This window comes from Streptomyces sp. NPDC085596 (genome assembly GCF_044541565.1).
Classification (GTDB): Bacteria; Actinomycetota; Actinomycetes; order Streptomycetales; family Streptomycetaceae; genus Streptomyces.
Genome location: NZ_JBITTC010000002.1, coordinates 87949 through 107039, shown reverse-complemented (window position 1 = coordinate 107039; position 19091 = coordinate 87949). Strand labels below are relative to the sequence as shown.

General features: G+C 70.9%; 19 protein-coding genes, 1 tRNA gene and 3 pseudogenes. 15 read left to right on the top strand and 8 right to left on the bottom strand.

Annotated elements, in window-relative coordinates:
- Both ACIGA3_RS05975 and ACIGA3_RS05970 read left to right on the top strand, forming a co-directional pair.
- Nucleotides 1-840, top strand: a complete 840-nt coding sequence (locus ACIGA3_RS05975; RefSeq protein WP_399711000.1) for an ATP-binding cassette domain-containing protein — start codon at nt 1-3, stop codon at nt 838-840.
- 34 nt (nt 841-874) lie between these two features.
- Nucleotides 875-1429, top strand: coding sequence for an AAA family ATPase (locus ACIGA3_RS05970; RefSeq protein WP_399712431.1), 555 nt, complete (start codon nt 875-877; stop codon nt 1427-1429).
- A 71-nt stretch (nt 1430-1500) separates the two neighbouring features.
- Here the strand turns inward: ACIGA3_RS05970 and ACIGA3_RS05965 are convergent, their stop codons facing one another.
- Both ACIGA3_RS05965 and ACIGA3_RS05960 read right to left on the bottom strand, forming a co-directional pair.
- Entirely contained in the window at nt 1501-2505 is a 1005-nt protein-coding gene (locus tag ACIGA3_RS05965) for a Gfo/Idh/MocA family oxidoreductase (RefSeq protein WP_399710998.1), read from the bottom strand.
- A gap of 44 nt (nt 2506-2549) precedes the next feature.
- Nucleotides 2550-3710: a Gfo/Idh/MocA family protein gene (locus tag ACIGA3_RS05960; protein ID WP_399710996.1), complete on the bottom strand. Its 1161-nt coding sequence runs from the start codon at nt 3708-3710 to the stop codon at nt 2550-2552.
- A gap of 140 nt (nt 3711-3850) precedes the next feature.
- Here ACIGA3_RS05960 and ACIGA3_RS05955 point away from each other — a divergent pair, with 140 nt between their 5' ends.
- Together ACIGA3_RS05955 and ACIGA3_RS05950 are read left to right on the top strand one after the other, a co-directional pair.
- The gene (locus ACIGA3_RS05955; protein ID WP_399710995.1) at nt 3851-4369 is read left to right on the top strand and encodes a hypothetical protein; all 519 of its coding nucleotides are present in this window, start codon (nt 3851-3853) and stop codon (nt 4367-4369) included.
- A 78-nt stretch (nt 4370-4447) separates the two neighbouring features.
- Nucleotides 4448-4521: transfer RNA gene (locus tag ACIGA3_RS05950), tRNA-Pro, on the top strand.
- A 99-nt stretch (nt 4522-4620) separates the two neighbouring features.
- On the opposite strand, the pseudogene ACIGA3_RS05945 reads toward ACIGA3_RS05950, so the two are convergent.
- Nucleotides 4621-5506, bottom strand: a pseudogene (locus ACIGA3_RS05945) (tyrosine-type recombinase/integrase).
- Nucleotides 5507-6354: 848 nt separating this feature from the next.
- Nucleotides 6355-6650, bottom strand: a pseudogene (locus tag ACIGA3_RS05940) (IS5/IS1182 family transposase); the annotation flags it as partial.
- 1159 nt (nt 6651-7809) lie between these two features.
- Here ACIGA3_RS05940 and ACIGA3_RS05935 point away from each other — a divergent pair.
- From ACIGA3_RS05935 to ACIGA3_RS05925, 3 genes are all read left to right on the top strand, one after another.
- Nucleotides 7810-8043: a helix-turn-helix domain-containing protein gene (locus ACIGA3_RS05935; RefSeq protein WP_399710993.1), complete on the top strand. Its 234-nt coding sequence runs from the start codon at nt 7810-7812 to the stop codon at nt 8041-8043.
- 136 nt (nt 8044-8179) lie between these two features.
- Nucleotides 8180-8323: a winged helix-turn-helix domain-containing protein gene (locus ACIGA3_RS05930; protein WP_399710991.1), complete on the top strand. Its 144-nt coding sequence runs from the start codon at nt 8180-8182 to the stop codon at nt 8321-8323.
- Nucleotides 8304-8663 carry an IS630 family transposase gene (locus tag ACIGA3_RS05925; RefSeq protein WP_399710989.1) on the top strand — a complete coding sequence of 120 codons (360 nt, stop codon included), beginning with the start codon at nt 8304-8306 and terminating at the stop codon, nt 8661-8663. The genes ACIGA3_RS05930 and ACIGA3_RS05925 overlap by 20 nt, the downstream gene beginning before the upstream one ends.
- Nucleotides 8664-9046: 383 nt before the next feature.
- Here ACIGA3_RS05925 and ACIGA3_RS05920 read toward each other — a convergent pair.
- Both ACIGA3_RS05920 and ACIGA3_RS05915 read right to left on the bottom strand, forming a co-directional pair.
- Nucleotides 9047-9157, bottom strand: a pseudogene (locus ACIGA3_RS05920) (IS5/IS1182 family transposase); the annotation flags it as partial.
- A gap of 111 nt (nt 9158-9268) precedes the next feature.
- Entirely contained in the window at nt 9269-9850 is a 582-nt protein-coding gene (locus ACIGA3_RS05915; RefSeq protein WP_399710987.1) for a hypothetical protein, read from the bottom strand.
- Nucleotides 9851-10157: 307 nt separating this feature from the next.
- On the opposite strand from ACIGA3_RS05915, the gene ACIGA3_RS05910 reads away from it, so the two are divergent.
- Nucleotides 10158-10682 (top strand): hypothetical protein, encoded by a 525-nt coding sequence (locus ACIGA3_RS05910; RefSeq protein WP_399710986.1) that lies wholly within the window; start codon nt 10158-10160, stop codon nt 10680-10682.
- A 35-nt stretch (nt 10683-10717) separates the two neighbouring features.
- On the opposite strand, the gene ACIGA3_RS05905 is transcribed toward ACIGA3_RS05910, so the two are convergent.
- On the bottom strand, nt 10718-11614 hold the full coding sequence (locus tag ACIGA3_RS05905; RefSeq protein ID WP_399710984.1) for an NADP-dependent oxidoreductase: 897 nt from the start codon (nt 11612-11614) through the stop codon (nt 10718-10720).
- Between the two features lie 27 nt (nt 11615-11641).
- The gene (locus tag ACIGA3_RS05900) at nt 11642-12106 is read right to left on the bottom strand and encodes a hypothetical protein (protein ID WP_399710982.1); all 465 of its coding nucleotides are present in this window, start codon (nt 12104-12106) and stop codon (nt 11642-11644) included.
- A 233-nt stretch (nt 12107-12339) separates the two neighbouring features.
- Between ACIGA3_RS05900 and ACIGA3_RS05895 the strand changes: the two genes are divergently transcribed.
- From ACIGA3_RS05895 to ACIGA3_RS05865, 7 genes are all read left to right on the top strand, one after another.
- Nucleotides 12340-13572 carry a sedoheptulose 7-phosphate cyclase gene (locus ACIGA3_RS05895; RefSeq protein WP_399710980.1) on the top strand — a complete coding sequence of 411 codons (1233 nt, stop codon included), beginning with the start codon at nt 12340-12342 and terminating at the stop codon, nt 13570-13572.
- A complete protein-coding gene (locus ACIGA3_RS05890) occupies nt 13569-14330 on the top strand; it encodes an SDR family NAD(P)-dependent oxidoreductase (RefSeq protein ID WP_399710978.1) in 762 nt (253 codons plus the stop codon). The genes ACIGA3_RS05895 and ACIGA3_RS05890 overlap by 4 nt, the downstream gene beginning before the upstream one ends.
- 122 nt (nt 14331-14452) lie before the next feature.
- Complete coding sequence (locus tag ACIGA3_RS05885; RefSeq protein ID WP_399710976.1) at nt 14453-15130, top strand: HAD-IA family hydrolase; 678 nt, start codon at nt 14453-14455, stop codon at nt 15128-15130.
- 50 nt (nt 15131-15180) lie between these two features.
- Nucleotides 15181-16164, top strand: coding sequence for an ROK family protein (locus tag ACIGA3_RS05880; RefSeq protein WP_399710974.1), 984 nt, complete (start codon nt 15181-15183; stop codon nt 16162-16164).
- The gene (locus ACIGA3_RS05875) at nt 16161-17255 is read left to right on the top strand and encodes an alcohol dehydrogenase catalytic domain-containing protein (protein ID WP_399710972.1); all 1095 of its coding nucleotides are present in this window, start codon (nt 16161-16163) and stop codon (nt 17253-17255) included. Before ACIGA3_RS05880 ends, ACIGA3_RS05875 begins: the two co-directional genes overlap by 4 nt.
- Nucleotides 17252-18034: a sugar phosphate isomerase/epimerase family protein gene (locus tag ACIGA3_RS05870; RefSeq protein ID WP_399710970.1), complete on the top strand. Its 783-nt coding sequence runs from the start codon at nt 17252-17254 to the stop codon at nt 18032-18034. The genes ACIGA3_RS05875 and ACIGA3_RS05870 overlap by 4 nt, the downstream gene beginning before the upstream one ends.
- Nucleotides 18031-19068, top strand: coding sequence for a zinc-binding dehydrogenase (locus ACIGA3_RS05865; RefSeq protein ID WP_399710968.1), 1038 nt, complete (start codon nt 18031-18033; stop codon nt 19066-19068). Before ACIGA3_RS05870 ends, ACIGA3_RS05865 begins: the two co-directional genes overlap by 4 nt.
- The last annotated feature ends 23 nt before the right edge of the window (nt 19069-19091 follow it).

Sequence of the window (19091 nt, the reverse complement as noted above, 5' to 3'; positions counted from 1 at the left end):
ATGACCGGCCAAGACACCGCTCCACTGGTGGAGTTGCGCGACGCGGGCAAGTCGTACGGCAATGTACGCGCCCTGCACGGCGTCGACCTGACCGTCCACGCCGGACGGGTCACCTGCGTCCTCGGCGACAACGGCGCGGGCAAGTCCACCCTGATCAAAATCATTTCGGGCCTGCACCGGCACACCGAGGGCGAATTCCTCGTGGACGGCGAGCCGGTGAGCTTCGACAGCCCGCGCGACGCCCTGGCCAAGGGCATCGCGGCCGTCTACCAGGACCTCGCCACCATCCCGCTCATGCCGGTGTGGCGGAACTTCTTCCTCGGCTCCGAACTCACCAAGGGCCCCTGGCCGTTGCGTCGCCTGGACATCGCCCGCATGAAGGAGACCGCCGACCGCGAACTACGCGAGATGGGCATCGTCCTGGACGACCTGGAACAGCCCATCGGTACCCTCTCCGGCGGCCAGCGCCAGTGCGTGGCCATCGCCCGCGCCGTCCACTTCGGCGCCCGCGTGCTGATCCTGGACGAGCCGACCGCCGCGCTCGGCGTCAAGCAGTCCGGGGTGGTCCTCAAGTACATCGCCGCCGCCCGTGACCGGGGTCTCGGCGTCATCTTCATCACCCACAACCCCCACCACGCCTACATGGTCGGCGACCACTTCACCGTCCTCCGCCTCGGCACCCTCGAACTCAGCGCGGCACGCGGCGACATCACCCTGGAGGACCTCACCGACCACATGGCGGGCGGCACGGAACTCACGGCACTCAAGCACGAGTTGGCGCAGGTGCGAGGGGTGGATGTGGCGGGGCTGCCGGACGAGCCGGACCTGAGGGCCGAATGACCGCACCCTGAGCCGTCACGGTGACATCGCTATCCTGCCCGTCGTGACGGTGGGAACCGAAGAGACCCGGCTGATCGTCCTGCGGGGCAACAGCGCCTCGGGGAAGTCCTCGACCGCGGCCGGGCTGCGCGAACGGTTCGGCCGCAACCTCGCCATCGTGGGGCAGGACAACCTCCGCCGCGATGTACTCCGCGAACATGACCGCCCCGGCGCGGCCAACATCGGCCTGATCGGCATGACGGCCCGCTACGCGCTGGACGCCGGGTTCCACACGGTCGTCGAGGGCATCCTGTACGCCGACCGGTACGCCGCGATGCTGGAGGACCTGGTGCGCGAGCACCGGGGCGTCTCCCGCTGCTACTACCTGGACGTGCCGCTGCAGGAGACGCTGGCTCGGCATGTGACGAAGGGCGACGCGACCTACCTGTCCCACGTCACCGACGACCACCTGCGCGACTGGTACCGGGAGCGGGACCTGCTCCCCAGCAAGATCGAGACCGTCATCGACGCGAGCAGCGCTCTGGTGGACACGGTGGCCCGGATCATGCGGGAGACGGGGCTGGACATGGTGCCGGCCGTCGACCGCTGAGTACACCGCCGCCCGGGCGTGGCCGGAGCCGCGCATTCCGACCCCGCTCGCGGACGGCGTTGCGGGCGCCCTCAGCCGGTGCGGACCTCCGCCAGTGTCACCGGCCGGTGTTCGCGCAGCGAGCGGGTGCACGCCTCCGCGATCCAGCCCGCCTCCAGCGCCTCCTCGACCGTGCAGGGGGAGGGCCGGGCACCGCTCACCACCTCGGCGAACGCGGTGAGTTCGGCACGGTAGGCGTCGGTGAAGCGGTCCATGAAGAAGTCGTGCGGGGTGCCCGAGGGGAAGGTGACTCCAGGCTCGGCCGAGCGGATCGGCAGCCGGTCGTCCAGGCCGACCGCGAGGGAGTCCTCGAACCCGAGCAGCTCCATGCGTACGTCGTGACCCCGCGCGTTGTGGCGGGAGTTGGACACCACCGCGATCGTGCCGTCGTCCAGCGTGAGGATCGCCCCCGTGGTGTCCGCGTCGCCCGCCTGCCCGATGTACGCCGCACCCCGGTTGCCGCCGACCGCGTACACCTCGGTCACCTCGCGGCCGGTCACCCAGCGGATCATGTCGAAGTCGTGCACCGAGCAGTCCCGGAAGATGCCGCCGGAGGCTGCGACGTACGCGGCGGGCGGCGGCGCCGGGTCCAGGGTGGTGGAGCGCACGGTGTGCAGCTTGCCCAGCTCGCCGGAGCGGACGGCGGCCCGCGCGGCCATGAAGCCCGCGTCGAAGCGGCGGTTGAAGCCGATCTGGATCGGCACCCCGCTGTCCCGCACGGCCTCCAGCACGGCCACGCCCTCCGCGATCGTGCGGGCCACCGGCTTCTCGCAGAACACCGGCACGCCCGCCGCGACCCCGGCCCGGATCAGCTCCGGGTGCGCGTCGGTGGCGGCCGCGATCACCAGCCCGTCCACCCCGGCCGCGAGCAGTGCCTCCGGTGAGTCCGCGACCTGGGCCCCGTACCGCTCGGCGGCCGCCTTCGCCGCGTCCGCTACCGGGTCGGCGACGACGAGGGAAGTGATGGCGTCCAGCGCGGACAGGGTCTCGGCGTGGAAGGCGCCGATGCGGCCGAGGCCGAGAATTCCGATACGCATGTGCTCAAGTGCTCCTCGCTCGTGCTGTGACAGGGGCCCGCGCTTCAGCTCACCGGCAGGTCGACCCACCCCCGTCCCTCGGCCGACACCGCCATCGCGTCCAGCACACCGGCCGCGCGCACCGCGTCCGCGAGCGTGGCGCCGTACGGCTTGCCCTCCGCGATCGAGCGCAGGAACCGGTACGCCTCGATGACCTTCAGGTCGTCGTAGCCCATCGCGTTGGCCGCGCCGGGCTGGAACGCGGCGAACTCGCCGTCGCCCGGACCGACGTACACCGTGCTCACCGGCTGGTCCTGGTACGTGCCGCCCCGGCTGACGCGGAGTTCGTTCAGCCGGCGGAAGTCCCAGAACACCGCGCCCTCGGTGCCGTGCACCTCGAAGCCGTAGTTGTTCTGCTCGCCGACCGAGACCCGGCACGCCTCCAGCACGCCACGGGCGCCGGAGGCGAAGCGCAGCAGGCAGCTGACGTAGTCCTCGTTCTCGACCGGGCCGCGCTCGCCGCCCGCCGCGAGGGTGTGCCCGGCGGTGGCGCCGGTGGGCCGGGAGCGCTCCGGGACGAACACCGCCGTGTCGGCGGCCAGCGACGCGATGTCCCCGAGCAGGAAGTGGGCGAGATCGGCGCCGTGCGAGGCCAGGTCGCCCAGCACCCCGCTGCCGCCCCGGTCCCGCTCGTACCGCCAGGTCAGGGCACCGTCCGGGTGGGCCGCGTAGTCGCTGAACAGCCGGACGCGGGCGTGGGTGACACGGCCGATCCCGCCCGAGGCGATCAGCTCGCGGGCGGCCTCCACGGCGGGCGCGTTGCGGTAGTTGAAGCCGACCGCGCCCTGGACGCCCGTCTGGGCGACCGCGTCCGCGACCGCGCGGGCGTCCGCGCCGCTCAGCCCGACCGGCTTCTCGATCCAGATGTGCTTGCCCGCCTCCGCCATGGCCACGCCGATCTCGCGGTGCAGGAAGTTCGGCGCGGTGATGCTGACGGCGTGCACGCGGGGGTCGGCGGCGACCTCGCGCCAGTCGCGGGTGGCGGTGGCGAAACCGTACTGCTCGGCCGCCTCCTCCGCCCGCCCCGGAACCTCCTCGGCGACGGTCACCAGCTCGGGGCGCAGGGGGAGCCGGGGGTAGTGGTGCGGGAGGCGGGCGTACGCCTGGGTGTGCACCCGGCCCATCCAGCCGAAACCGACGACGGCGACACCCAGCGCATCCACCATGACAGCCCTTCTCCGGACCAGATCCACATCTGCCGGGCCCACCTTTGTGCGGACAAATGCCGGGTGTCAACCCTGGTGCACGCCCCCGACCGGTGCACACCGGCGTGCGGGGGCTCGGGCTCCGGGTGATCGTGGGAGGCATGGCTGCTGACCCGACGGCGCAGACCGGCGCACCCCGGCGGCGGCGCGACACCCGTGAGTCGGTCCTGTTCGGCGGGGTGTACGGCGCCGTCCTGGCCAGCTCCCTGGTCGCCGCGCTCACCCAGCACGGGCACGGCTCCGCGGCCAGCCGCCGCTACGACGCCCTGTGGGTGCTGGTCACCGCGTTCGCCTCGGCCCTCGCCCACGGCTACGCCCACCACGTCGCCGAGCGCGGCCCCCGGCGCCGCGGCGAGGTGCTGCGCGCCCTGCGCGACGAGTGGCCGCTCGTGGCGGCCGTACTGCCGACCGTGTTCCTGCTGGCCGGCGCGGGGTGGGGGTGGTGGCCGCCGGGCGAGGTCGAGTACCCCGCGCTCTACCTCAACATCGCCATCCTCTTCACCCTCGGCCTGATCACCGCCCGCTGGGCCGCCCGCAGCTGGCCGGCCGCGATCCTCATCGGCCTCGCGGACGCCTTGCTCGGCTTCGTCGTGGTCATCGCCAACGCACTCATCAAGTGACACGCCGGTACGGGCACCAGTGCGGGTGCGGTAGGGTTGACCTGCGTGATCACGCGGAACACTCCGCCGAGATCGCATCGGGACGTGGCGCAGCTTGGTAGCGCACTTGACTGGGGGTCAAGGGGTCGCAGGTTCAAATCCTGTCGTCCCGACTCGTGAGAGTCGCAGCTCAGGGCCGGTTTCGGAGAAATCCGAAACCGGCCCTTGGTCATTCTTGGGGACCAGTTGGGGACCGGCGTACTTGATCGGATTCAGCGGGTCATGACGATCGGGCTCGGCAGGGAACGAGGTGCGCGCAGCGCGCTGAGGTGTGCGCAGCGCGCCGCCCCGGCGGCCGTGATCTTGTGTACGTCGGGGTGCAGGTAGCGCTGGGTGGTGGTCAGCGATCCGTGGCCGGCGATGCGTCGCAGGACGTGTACTTGGACTCCGGCGTCGGCGAACCAGGTCAGGCCGGTGTGCCGGAGATCGTGGCGGCGCAGGTGCTCGTAGCCGAGGTTGGTGACCACGTCGTCCCAGTGTGTGGCGTCGCGCAGGACGGCGGTGGAGATGCGTCCGCCGCGCGGGCCGGTGAACAGGCGGGCATCGGGATTGGGTCCGGCGGACAGGACGCGCTGAGCGACGAGGGGACGGATCTCCTCGACGATGGGGACCTTGCGGGCCCGCTTTCCCTTGGTGCCCTTGTCGGTCAGTCCGCCGGGAGCGGGTGTGGTCTGGCGCCGCACGGTCCAGATCCACTATCCAGTTCTGCACGGTGCGGTCGACGACGCCATTGGTGATCATCCGCACCGGGAGGTGGCCCAGGGCGGGAACGACACGCATCCGCCACCCCGACAAGTACGGGTCCAGCGTTTTCAACTCCAGGCCGCGCAGGGCGAGGGCCATGTTTGCTTCGCCGTATTCGGCGAGCTTCATGGTGGCCAGCGACGGACTCAGGCCGGCCTCTGCGGCCTCGATGATGGCCTGGAGCCATTCCTGAGCCTCGTCTTCGCTGTCCTTTCCCTCGGACAGTGATTGGCGGCGCTTGCTGGTCGGATCGGTCCAGCGGACACGCGCCCGATACGGCGTCGGGCGGTCAGGTCGGTACTCGATGTCGGTCGAGAGCCGAACACCGGCAGGAACGTTGGTCTTATCGGCCATTAAGCCCCTCGGTCGGGACCGTACGTCGGTCGCGCAGCCATTCTTCGATGTCAAGGGCGCTGTAAATGACGACGCGCTCCGAGACCGAAACGAATGGCGGCCCCTGGGGAGGCTGGGCGGTGCGCCAGCGGCGCAGGGTTGAGGCGTCGATTCTCAAGTACGCAGCGAGGTCACTGGTCGAATGCCAGGCGCTGGTGAGGAGAGGCGCTCGACTGTCCGGTGAGACGGCATGCTGCTGTGCAGCAGCAGGGTCAGCTGTAAACTCCTTCTCGCTATGCGATGCGACGTTGGTAATGGTTGCTATTGGTTCGTTGGGCAAGTGTGGCTATTCTCCGGGGAGTACGGAACGCTAGACGGATGTACGGAAGAGTCCAGACACGGATAAAAGTTCGGAGAACGTGCGGCGGATTGTCGCCAGGTAGTGGCGAGTTTCGGTCGCCGGTGCTTCGATGTGTGGTCGTGCTCAGGCGCTCCGGTGGTGCATCAATCGTCTCCGGAAACACCGGTTTGGGTAACCGGTGTTTCCGGGCTATGCTGCCGGCGCGTCGGACGGCGGTAGGCGGTCATTCCGATGCTTGCTGTCATGTCCATTGACGCAGTGGCAAGTCTCAGGAGGTCTCACACGGCTCCTGTCGTCGACGGCTGCTCTTTTCGTGGGGCGGCGGGGAAGCGACCGAATCGGGACCTGAGTGCCGGGAAAGGGAGGCTGTGCCCATGAGTCCATTCCATGCGCCAGATCTCGCGCTCTGCTAGTCGACCTCGTCCGGCCGGGCTTCGGCGGGACGATAGGGGTGATCAGCCCACTCACAGTTCCGGGCGCAATCAGGTGCAGGGCGCATATCACGGCAGAGCCAGGGCCGAAGTCCGGCGACGGTGACGGTGCCGTGGAAGACGTAGGCCCTTTTGGCATAGCGGGTGACGATGGCACGGGAATTCTTGAGCCGGTTGATCGTTCGCTCGACCTCGTTGCGGCGTTTGTAGATCTCAATGTCGAAACCGGGGGCCAGCCACCCTTGCTTCCACGCCTTGTGCGGTTGGGCCGCTGGTCCTTCGGTTCGGGGATGGTCTGCTTGATCTGGCGACTTCGCAGGTATTGAACTTGAAAGCGTGATGTCGGTCTGCCGGAGGCGACCTCAGCGACGCGTCACGGGGTCCGCTCGGTGGGGTTGGTGTTGCCCATAGGGTTGGGCTGTCAGGCCCTCCGCGTCGTCCGTCGTTTGTGGCTGGAAGAAACCGTGACCATTGCCGCTCGCCTCATCGCCACCACCACTGCTCCGCTGGACCCAGCGTCAGCGGGGGCTCCGCGGGTGCTGTGCTGGCCGAACCGCACGCTCGTGGTGCAGCGCGGCGACGTTGAGGTGGTGGTGCTCGATGTTGACGAGCCTGACGCTGGCGTGCACGCAGTGCGGTCGGTGGAGGCGACCGGTGCGACGTGGTGGGAAGTGCGGCACGGCTGCTGGGGCGGCTGTCCTTTGCTGCATGCGTCGTTCGACGAGTACGCGGGACGACGAGGACCACTTCTACGCGGACAGCGGCTCGGCAGCCGTCAGCGCGGACGGCAAGCTCGTTTGGGCACACGTCCGCGGGCCGCTGGCCAGTGACGGGAACAGGGAGGAGGACCAGGAACTTTGGGTGGTCCTGGACGCCGTGGGCGGAAGGGTCGTGGGACGTATGACCACCGGGACCGTGGCCTCCAGCTCCGAGCACACGTCTCACCCGGACCCTTCACAGATGGGGCTGCGTCTCGGTGAGGGCGAAGACGGGTCGCCAGTGCTGTGGGGACGGTGGGATGGGCAGCAGTTGACCGCCGAGCAGATCGGCATCGAGCGGATCCTGCTGGCAGTGAGCCCGTCTGGTCGGCGGCTGCTGAGTGTTCCCTCGGGCAGTGGTCGCTCTCGCTCCACCAGGTGGAGCACGGCTCGAAGGTCATTCGGAAACTGGACGCCGCGGATGCCGTGCCCACACACCCGCGGAACACCGCCGGTGACAGGGTCTACTGGGACTTCGAAGCTGCCTTCATGGACGAGGACACCGTGGTTGCCGGCACCTCCGAGTGCGATGTCCGGTATGGATCGGTCCGTCACTGGCTGGTCGAGGTCAACGGAATGGACCTGCTTGGCAAGATCTCCTACCCCCTTCCAGTCGCCGGGCCCGCGCACAGCTGGGGGCGGCAGGTGGTACACGATCTCGAAGGACGGGACTTCCGTGCACCTGTGGGAGCTGGCCAAGGGAACGGACGTTGGCCGGGTGACGTCTGCGCCATTCGGGGAACGTCGCCTGCCGGCACCCAGTAGTCCTGGGGCGTGAGATATGCGCAGGGCGGCGGGCTGACCGACGCCGAGAGGGCCAAGCGGGAGCGATTGCGGCTGCAGGCCGTGGACTGCTTCGAGGCCGGGCAGAAGAACGCGGAGGTCGCTGTCTCGCTGCGGGTGAGCGTCCGGTCGGTGGAGCGATGGTGCAGTGCCTGGCGTGAGCAGGGTGAGGCGGGGCTGCTCTCGCAGGGCTCGCCGGGAAGGTCGAAGCTCAGCGCGCGCTAGGTCGCCAGGCTGGAGCGGGAGTTGGAGCGCTGCCCACTCGCCCACGGCTGGGCGGACCAACGGTGGACGCTGGCGCGAATCAAGACGCTGATCGGCCGACGCTTACGTATCCTGCACGGTCGAGGGCACCTGACGGTTGCTCAAGCGTCACGGTTGGTCGTGGCAGCAGCTCGCCCGCCGAGCCATCGAGCGCGACGACGAGGCAGTCGAGGTCTGGAGGAAGGACACCTGGCCGCGGGTAAGAGCATGCGGCGGAGCGCGTGGCCTGGATCGTCTTTGAGGACGAGGCCGGGCAGTCACTGACTCCGCCGCGCGCTAGGACCTGGGGCAGGATCGGCCAGACCCCGGTTGGGCGGGGGCCGCGGTTTCGGGCGGGTGTTGATGGCGGGCATGAGGCGAACGCCGAGTGGCTCACCGTGTTCCAACTGCCCGTCTACGCACCGAACCTCAACCCCACCGAGGGCATCTGGTCACTCGTCAAGCGGGACATCGGAAACCTTGCCGCCGCCGACTTGAGCCAGATCACCAGCGCCGTCAAACGCCGACTCAAGCGGATTCAGTACCGCCCGGCCCTTGCCGACGGCTGTCTCGCCGAGACCGGCCTGATCATGGACGACTGACCACCGACATCACGCTTTCAACTTCAGTAGTGCTGTCCGGCATGGACGCGGCGCGGCGGCAACCCTTGCTCGGCATCACGACGGCTTCGAGGTCTGACCGGCGACATCCTGGAGGCCCGCGTCCGGCTGCCCCGCGAGATCGGCGCCTGGCGGTTGCATCCAGGAAACGACGGGGTGGAAGCCGTCTCCCCTGCAGCCGATCACGGACGTGGAGCAGATCGGCCGTGGCGCTGGCCTGCCCCATGATCTCGAAGTGGAAGAGGAGTTCGGCCGTGCTCGGCGCCGTTGTACTCGTAGGCGTGGTATGACCCAGCGGGTCGGTGGCCGAACTGAACAGTCGCTGGATCTCGTTGCAGGTGAGCGGGATCAGTCCATCCGGGGCCGACACCTTTGCCAGCGATGCGGTGGTGGATTCCACGCCCGCGGAGCCATCTACGCACGTGATCGTAGTCGTAGCCCTTGTCGGCATGCAGTTTCGGCGGCCGTGGGCGCCCGGGGGTCGCGGTGGGAGGGCTTCCTGATCTTTGCGGGACAACTCTCAGCCGCGTACGGCAGGGGGCTGCGGTTGGAGGGCAGGTGAGGTTCTGCCAAGAGGGTCGGGGCGGTCACAGACTGGATGGCTGCAGGAGATGATCGCTGGAAGGGGCTTCCAGCGTCGGCGTGCGATGGCTGCCGTGCTCCCCCAGCCTTGCCCACAGGGCGTGCTCGAACGGGTCGTCCTGTAGGACGCCGGTGTCCGCCCAGGCTCCCCGGTCCGTCGTGGGGGAGAGGATCTCCCTGAGCGTGGGGATGTTGAAGGCCGGATGATGGCTGAGCATGCGCCGCAGCGAGCTGAGCCCGGTGCCGGGAAGTCCTACGACGAACACGACGTCGTTCCCGTGCGGTTCGGGATCGACCTGGCCCGTCTCGATCAGCTCGCGCACCCTCGTCTGCCGGGCGAGCGACGAGACGAGGCGACGGCGCGCGACGGCGACCCCCTCGGGGCTCAGGTCCGCCTCGTCGGCCAGGGAGGCGGTCAGTCGCCGGAAGGCGGCGAGGAAGCGGGGCCGCGTGGTGACGTCCGCGCCACCGCCGCCCCGTCGTGCCGCCGCCACGACGCTTTCCAGGTCGAAGGGCGAGGCCGACGCGTCGGCGGCCGGTCCTGCCCGCTCCCCGCTTCTCCGGGGCGTGATGCACTGATTGATCACCGGTTCGCTCCCCTCCCTCAGTGATGTGAGCCGACCACAGTCGTCACACCGCATGAGCGTCGGACACCAAAACGATTCATACGAGGGTCTGTTCGCCGGGTTCACTCGGCGATCACCGTAATGCGCGGCGGTCCCTAGCGTCCATCCCCGCCGCCGTCCCGCGACCTCTCAGGGGAGCGGGTTCCGCAAGTGTGATGTGCGCCATTCTCAGGCGCTCCGGTTGCGTCTAACTTGACCAGGGGCCGATTCCGACTCAACGACGCGTCCTCCGGCTTCCCATAGGGTGTGATGACGCAGAGGGGGCCAGGTGTTCAGCAGACCGTTCCGGCGAAGGCGCGGACTTTCCAACGCCGTTGACCGGCGACGGGACGCCGAACTGACATCGCACAGCCGTCGGCTGATCCGCCGGCTCGCGCCTCCGCTGCCGCTCAGGGTGGCCGAGTTGTGCGAACTGCTCGCCGAACACCGCGGCATCCCCATCACGTTGCAGAAGTGGGAACTGCCGGCCGACGGGCCCTTCGGCGTACTGCTCTCCCGCCGGCACGGGGACGTCATCGTCTACCAGGCCAACACCACCGAGGCGCACCAGGCCCACATCATCCTGCACGAGGTCGGCCACATCGTCGCCTACGACCTCGCCGGGGAGCGCCCCGAGCTGCCGCAGACGCGCAGCTGCTACTCCGACCGCGACGAGCGGGACGCCGAGATAGTCGCGTCCACGCTCATGCACGAGGCGATGCTGATCCAGCGCCGGGCGCAACGCCACGGACTCGCCGAGCCGTGGCAGCCGTCCATGTACGGAAGCCTCGTCATCGACGACGGGCCCATGTGACGCCCTGACCGGCCCGCGCCGCCGATCCGATGCGGTCAGGGGACCAGGACCAGCTTGCCGCGGAAGCCGCCGCGCTCCAGCCGCCGGTGGGCTTCGGCCGCCTCCTCGAAGGGGAGCACCGTGACCTCCGGGTGCGGAGCGGTGCCCCGGGCCGCGGCATCGGCCACGGCCGTCAGGTCGTCCCGGTCCATCTCCACGCCGACCAGTGTGTACGCGACGTCCGGGCGGTCGGGCGGGGTCGGCGCGCTGAACGGGGTGATGGTCAGGAAGGCGCCCTGCGGCCGTACCGCGTCGAACAGGTCCGGCGCGCCGGCGGCGTCGATGACGATGTCGTAGGTTCCGGCCGCGATGTGCGCGGGATCGGTCAACACCGCGCCGTCAGCCGGGAGTCCGGACCGCAGCTCCTGCCACTCGGCCCGGTCGGCGGGGCGGACCAGGAGATCGGTCACGGCCGACGCCTCGCCGAGTAGGCGGGCCGCGAGGTGGCCGCCGACGCCGCCCTGGGCCCCGATCAGCAGGATGCGCTTCCCACGGCGGTCAGGGGTGCCGCGGAGCAACTGCACCGCGGTCACGCCCGCCAGCGGCAGCGCGGCGGCGTCGGTGAGCGACATCCCGTCCGGGACCCGCGCCACGTGCTCGGCACCGAAGGCCACGTACTCGGCCATGCTGCCCACACCCGTGCCGAGTTGGGCGGTCATCGCCAGGACGCGGTCACCGGTACGGAAACCGGAGCCTGCGGGGGCGTGCGCGACGGTGCCCGCCAGGTCCCAGCCGAGCACCGCGGGCAGCTTGGTGGGTATCAGTCCCGAACGGGTCGCCAGGTCGACCGGATTGACGGCAGCCGCGGCCGTCTTGATCACAAGGTCGTCTCCCGCCTGCGGCTCGGGCAGCTCCAGGACTTCCAGGACCTCCGGTCCGCCGGTCCTCGTCATGCCGACAGCCTTCACGCGTCTCCCTCCTCACGCGTCTCCCTCCTCACGCGCGGGCCCCGCTGACCTGCCCGGGGCGTCCAGCACGTCCATGATCGACAGAAGTTGCTCACGCAGTTCCGGGGTGAGCTGGCCGGCGCGCATCGCGATCGAACGCACCTGCCGGTCGGACAGCGCCTCCGCCCACTCGTCCTTCTCCTCCCCGGCGGCGGGCTGGGGCGTCTCGGAGATCAGCGCGCTCACCGACACCGGCAGCGTCATCTCCCGGGACTGGAAGTAGCGCACGATCGCCGAGAGCACGCTGACGGTCGGGTTGGTCTGCGATCCGTTGCGCAGCGCCGTGAGATAGCTCCGGGAGATCGTGATGTCGTGACCGGGGTCCCGGGAGATCGCCTGGGCGACCTCCGACGTCGTCGGTTCCCGTAGACGTCCCACGGTGTCGGCGGTGGCGGCATCGGCGAACCAGGCGTTCAGGCGTTCTGCCAGCGTGGCCATGGGGGATCGACCTCCCGAAGATCCGGCGGCTCATGGGTGGCGCCGGACCGGACATGGCGCCACTCGATCTGACGGATGCACGCTGAGCCCTCGTCTTATGCCCTCAGAGGCGTCCTAGGTTCGTGATGTTAACACATACGTCACCCAACCGGCTTGGCTGCTACTATAGTGAACACAGTGCTGGCAGAGATGTCACGTGTTCAGTCATGTAGCGCCCGACATTCGGAGGGGACATGCAGAGCGGTACTCAGTTCACCCAGGGGCTTCGCCTGGCCATGGACGACGGCCCGGCCTGGACGGTCGAAGCCGTGCGCCAGGTCCGCTACCACGTGGTCGGCTCCGACCACCTCTTCTCGACGCACAACACCGACCTGCTGGACGGCTGCCCGGAGGCTCCGCTGAGGGCCGGGGAGCGGCGACTCGTCGTCATCGACGAGAACGTGGAGAAGCTCCACGGCGCGCGAATCCGCGAGTACTTCGCCTTCCACGACGTGCGGATCACGGTGCTTGTCCTGCGCGCCGACGAGACCGTGAAGCAGTGGGACGCGGTGTCCCGGGTCGTCGACGCGATGAACGACTTCGGCATCGACCGGCGCCGCGAGCCGGTCATCGCCATCGGCGGCGGCGTGCTCACCGACGTCGTCGGTTTCGCGGCCAGCCTCTACCGCCGGGGAACCCCCTACATCCGCATACCCACCACGCTGATCGGGCTGGTCGACGCGGGGGTCGGGGTCAAGACCGGGGTCAACTACAGCAGCGGCAAGAACCGGTTGGGCACCTACGCGCCGGCCAAGGTCACCTTCCTCGACCGCTCCTTCCTGCGCAGCCTGGACCTGCGGCACATCAGCAACGGCCTCGCCGAGATCCTCAAGATGGCGCTCATCCGCTCGGAGGATCTCTTCACCCTGCTCGAGACGCACGGCCCGGCGGTGCGCGCGGACCGCTTCCAGGGTTCCACCGGCACCCTGGCCCGGGCGGCCGATGCCATCTTCGCCGACTCCATCCACCTCATGCTGGAGGAGTTGCAGCCCAACCTGTGGGAGTCCGCGCTGGAGCGCTGCGTGGACTACGGGCACACCTTCAGCCCGACCATCGAGATGCACGCGCTCCCCGAACTGCTGCACGGCGAGGCCGTGGTGATCGACATGGCGCTCACCACGGCGCTGGGCACGCTGCGGGGCGACGTCAGCCAGGAGGAGGCCGGCCGGATCTTCGCCGTCATCCGCGCGCTCGGACTGCCCTTGTGGAGCGACGTGCTGGAGGACCGGGGCCTGCTGGAGGAGGCGCTGCGCGACACCGTGCGCCACCGCGACGGCCAGCAGAGGCTGCCGCTGCCGGTCGGCATCGGACGCCACCGGTTTGTCAACGACGTCGAACCCGCGGAACTGGAGGCGGCGACCCGCGTGCTGCGCCAGGCCCACGAAGCGGTCCGGCACCTCCCGGCCGGCACTCTGGTGGGCGCGTGAGTGCCGCGCGCCCTGTCCGGCGGGCGGTGGTGGTCGGCGGATCGACCGGTATCGGGCGCGGCGTCGCGGACGCCTGGGCCGCCCTCGGGATCGAGACCCACGTGTTCAGCCGCAGCCGCCCCGCCGGGGACGGCGGTGACCGCCTCGTCTGGCACCACCTCGACTTCCGTGACCCCGAGCAGGCCAAGGAGGCCCTGCGCGCGGGCATTCCCGAACAGGTCGACCTGGCCTGCTACTCCGCGGTCTACTTCACGGCCACGCGCGAGCCGTTCACCCAGGTCAGCGAGGCCGACTGGCTGGACCAGTTCGCGATCAACGTCCACGGCCTGTCCTGGACCCTGCGCGCGGCGCTGCCCGCGCTCCGCGAGGCCGGACCCGGCCTCTTCCTGCACATCTCCTCGGAGGTCGTCTACAACGCGGGGCCCAACCGGTCCGGCTACGCGGCCACCAAGGCGGCGGCCGACTCCCTGATCCGGTCGGTCTCCCAGGAGACCGACCCCGCGCGAACTGTCTTCGTGCAGGCGCTGCCCTCCGGCATGGTCGACAGCCCCGGTATCCGGGCCCGCCGCTCCGCGGACTTCGACTACAGCGGCTACATGTCCCCGGCCTCCTTCGCCCCGCTGGCCGCCGAACTCGCCCGCACCCGGGGCGTTCCCTATGCGGGCGACGCGCTCGTCGTGGACGGCGAGGGCGTCTGGTCGCCCGTCGCGGACGGCCTTCCGGTGTCCCAGTCGCGTCCGCTCGCGGGCCGCTCCTAGGTCTGTCGTCCGGACCCCGCCGGGCAACGCCGGTTTCCCGGGCCGGCCTGCGTCCGGACGACAAGACCCCAGCCAGCCTCTCAGCGATGAGAGCCGTCCGTTCACGTTTTCTGGAGTCTCCGTTGCCTCATCTGCAAGCGTCAGCGCTGCTGTTCGACATGGACGGCACCCTGGTGGACTCGACCGCGCTGGTCGAGTCCACCTGGGCCGGCTTCTGCGAGCGGCACCAACTCGATCTCGCGGAGGTGCTCTCCTTCGCCCACGGGCGCCCCACCCGGGAGACCGTAGGGCACTTCCTCGCCGAATCCGACCTCGCGACGGCGGAGACCCGGCGTCTGATCGCGCACGAGGAGTCAGAGACCACCGGCATCACCGAGGTCCCCGGGGCCCGGGCGCTGCTGGACGAGCTGCCACCCGCGAGCTGGGCCGTGGTCACCTCCGCGAGCCGCCGGCTGGCGGAGGTGCGGATGGCCGCGGCGGGACTCCCGCTGCCCGGGATCCTGATCAGCGCGGACGACGTGCGGCGCGGCAAGCCGGATCCCGAGGGCTATCTGCTGGCCGCCGCCGCGATCGGGTGCCCGCCGCAGGACGCCCTGGTCTTCGAGGACTCCGGCGCCGGGGTGCGGGCCGGACTCGCCGGCTGCGGACGCACCGTGGTCATCGGCGACCTCGACGCTTTCGACGACGTCGCACCGCGCTGGCCCGACTTCCGCGGCTTCCGGTTCGTCGGCCCGTCCCCGCACGGGGTGACCCTGGACGTGCCCAAGCCGGTCACCGCGGGGCTGGTGGCCCTCTCGTGACGCTCCACCCGAGTGTCCGGGACCCTGCCCGGTCCCCGAACGCGACCCCGGTGCCGGACCCCGTCTTCGCGGCGGACATCGGCGGTTCCTGGGTGCGGATGCGAGACGGCGGACAGCACGCGCCGGCCGAGCGGCTGCCGTCGCCCAGCCGCCTGCGCCACCCGGACCGCCCCGTCCACCAACTGCGAGCAGAAATGGTCGAGTTGCTGAGTGACCGGGTTCCTGCAGGCGCCCGCGCTGTCCTCTCCTTCGGCGCGGCCATCGACCACCTCACCGGCAGCGTCTACGGCTCGGCGCCGCTGTGGGGGGACGAGTCCGCCCCGTACGACCTGGCCGCCGATCTGCGGCGGCGACGCCCCGACGTCACCTGGCACCTGGTCAACGACGTGACCGCCGCGCTGCTCGACTTCGCCGCCACACACGCCCGGCCCGGTACCCGGCGGGTCGCCTACCTGACCGTCAGCAGCGGCATCGGGCTGCGCATCGCCGACCTGGAACGGACCAGGATTCCGGTCGACTCCGGCGGACTGCAGGGCGAGGTCGGCCATCTGCCGGTCCCGCTCTCCGAGCCCGGCGCGGAGGTCCTCGCGGGCCTGCCCTGCGAGTGCGGCGCGACGGACCACCTCGCCTCGGTCGCCTCCGGGCCCGGCATGGTCCGCGCGGCCCTGCGGCTCGGACTCGCGGACGCCGGGCGGCTTCCCGAGTGGCTCCCCGGCGCACTCGCCGCGGGCGATCCCGGCGCCCGCCGCCTGTTGGAGCTGTGCGCGGCTCCCGTCGCCCATCTGCTGCGGACCCTGTGGTGCCTCGACCCGCATCTCGACCTGGTCGGCGTCGGCGGGGGAGTGGTGGAGGGACTCGGCGGGCACTACGCGGCCGAGATCCGCCGCCGGCTCGCCACCGCCACCTCCTACGCCGACCGGGGACGCGACGCCGACTGGCTCGACGACCGGCTCGTCTTCTGCGAGCCGGGGCGGGTCGACCCGCTGCGCGGCGTACTGGGCATCGGCGAGTGGCTTCCGGGGATCACTCCGTGAGCGCCTCGACCTCGACCCACCGCGCCCTGGTGCGCCGGCCGGCCGACGCCGAGAACCGGACCCTGGTCGAGGTTGCCGAGGTGCGCATCCCGCGGCTCGACGCGGGCGACGTCCTGCTGGCGATGGCGTTCGCGGGCGTGTGCGGCACCGACTGGCAGATCCTGCGCGGTCTGCGCGACGACCCCAGCCCCGTCCTCGGCCACGAGGGCGTCGGGTACGTGGTCGAACCGGGGGAGTCGGGGCTGCGGCCGGGCACGCCGGTCACCGTCAACCCCACGCATCCGCGGGATCCCTCCTTCCTGCTCGGTCACAACCTGCCCGGAATGTGGGCGGAGTACTGCCGCATCCCCGCCACGGCCGTCCGCGCGGGACTGATCGTCCCGGTACCCGCCGACGCCGGGCAGCCGCGGGTGGCCGCACTCGCGGAGCCGCTCGCCTCGGCCCTGTACGGCGTACGCGTCGCGCGCCACGCGCTGCGGCCGGCCGCGCTGGTCGTGTGGGGCGACGGCATCGTGGGGCGTCTCGCGCGGGAGCTCTGGGACCGGGAACTGCCCGGCCGCCGCACGCTGCTCGTCGGACGCGGAGCGGATGCCGTCGATCCGGACGGCGCCGAACTGCCCCGGATGCTGGCCCAGTTGCCCTCGCCAGTCGTCGCCGTGATCGCCACGCCGCGCACCGGGACGTGCGGGGCGCTCAAGGCTCTGGACCGGCACGTTCCGGGCACCCTCCTGGTCGACGTCCACAGCGGCCTGCCCTCGGGACCGGTCCGGCTGACCGCCGGCGACATCGACATCGCCGCCGTCCGTGCGGCCAACTGTGGTGGCGAGCCCTGGCCGCCGCGGATCGCGGAGTACACCCGCCCGCTCGGCTCGCTGCTGCTCTGCGGACACCGAGGCGTCTCCGGAAAGCACCTGCGTGAGGCCGTCGAGCTGCTGCGCACCACCGCGGAGCTGGGCGAGCGCGTCCTGACCCACGAGGTCACGCTGGCGGAGGCCGCCGACTTGATCAACACCGTGCTGACCTCGTCCGCGCGTCGGGCCGACGGCCGCCGGGTGCTCAAGACGGCGATCCGTCTCGGGGACCGGCCGTGACCGCGCCGGCCGTCGCCGCGCCGCAGTGGCGGATGGACCTCGACCGCGTCGCGGCGGCCCGCGCCGCGATCGCGGCCGGGGCGGACCACCTGCATCTGGACCACGGGGGCGCGCACCGCGGCAGACCGCTGAGCGACCCCGTCGCGCTGCGGGCCGCCGAGGCGGTGACGAGGGAGATCCCGGTCCCCGTGCTCGCCGTCAACCACGTCAACGACATCGGCCTGGCGCACGAGGACGGCAGCGCGAACCCGGCGGCCGTCGGCCTCCTGCTCCGAGCACTGGACCACGCTCACCACCTGGGTGCCGCCGTGCTCCACGTGCCCGGATTCCGGCGGAGCCTGCCGGCCACCGCCGGCCTGCTCGCCGGAACGGCCGAGGCGCTGCGCGGCGTGTGCGCGCGCCTCGGCGGCACGGAACTGCTGGTCGCCTACGAATCGCCCCTGGGTGCACGCGAATCCCTCGCGCTCGCCCGGGAGGTGGACCACCCGGCTCTCCGCCTGGTGCTGGACACCGGCAACCTCCTCGAAGCAGGCCACGGACCGCTCGCGTTCGCGGAGACCGTCATGACGGCCGGACTCCTCCTGCCGGACCTGCACGTCAAGGACGGTGCCGGCGTCCGGGCGCCCTCTGCATGCCACCTTCCGGCACTGCTGCGGGCCACCCAGGCGCGCTCGGTGCTCATCGAGAACGACTACCGGGAGGACCCCGGCCGGCTGCGCGAGGACATCGCGCTCTGCCGCCGCGCGGCCGACCTCCCCCACTCCAAGGACACACCGTGAAAGCCATCCAGCTCACCTCGCCCCGCACGCTGTCGGTCACGGACACCGAGCCTGCCGAACCCGGTCCCGACGAGGTCCTCGTCCGGGTCGGACTGCTCGGTCTCTGCGGAACCGACCTCGGCTTCTTCGACGGCAGCAGCAACTATCTGCGCGACGGTCTGAAGAGCTACCCCTTCGTCCTCGGCCACGAATGGCTCGGCACGGTCGTGCAGACCGGTCCCGGCGCGGACGCAGGACTGCTCGGCCGACGGGTGTCGGGCCACAACTTCCGCGTCTGCGGCCGGTGCGCGTACTGCCGGCAGGGCCGTATCCGCTCCTGCCCGGACCGTAGCGAGGTCGGCGTGCTCGGCCCCCGTCCGGGCGTCGGCGCGGAGCTGATCAGCGTGCCCGTGGACACCCTCACCCTGATCCCCGACGGCCTGTCCGACATGGCGGGCGCCCTGCTCGAACCGACCGCGGCCGCGATGCACGCCGTGGACCGGCTTGCCGTCACGTCGGCGGACCGCGTCGCCGTGCTGGGGGCCGGCACGCTCGGGCTCGCGGCGGCGCAGGTGGCCCGCGCGATCGGGGCGGACACCGTCGTGTTCGATCCACAGCCCGCGGCCCGCGCCCTGGCCGCCGAACTGGGTCTGCGCGCCCAGCCTGGTCCGACCGAGACGGACCAGGAAGGCTACGACGCCGTGATCGAGGCGTCGGGCAACGAGGCGGCGGTCCGCTCCGCCGTCGGCCTGGTCGCGTCCGGCGGCCGCATCGCCCAGTTGGGCACCCCGCACCACACCGTGGACGGGTTCGACGCGGCCGCTCTGGTGATCCGGGACGTGACGCTGCACGGCGTGCTGTCCGGCATCGGGTACTGGGAACGGCTGGTGGACCTCGTGGCCTCGGGCGCGGTGAACCTGGACGCGCTCGTCGACCGGGTCTACCCGCTGGACGAACTCGACGCCGCCTTCGCCCGCCTCGCCGACGGGGGCCGGGTCCGCCCCAAGGTCCTGGTGCGAATGGCCCCCCAGCTCCCCGTCCCGGGTGCGGCGTGAGGGGAGCGGCGGCGGCCCGGGAA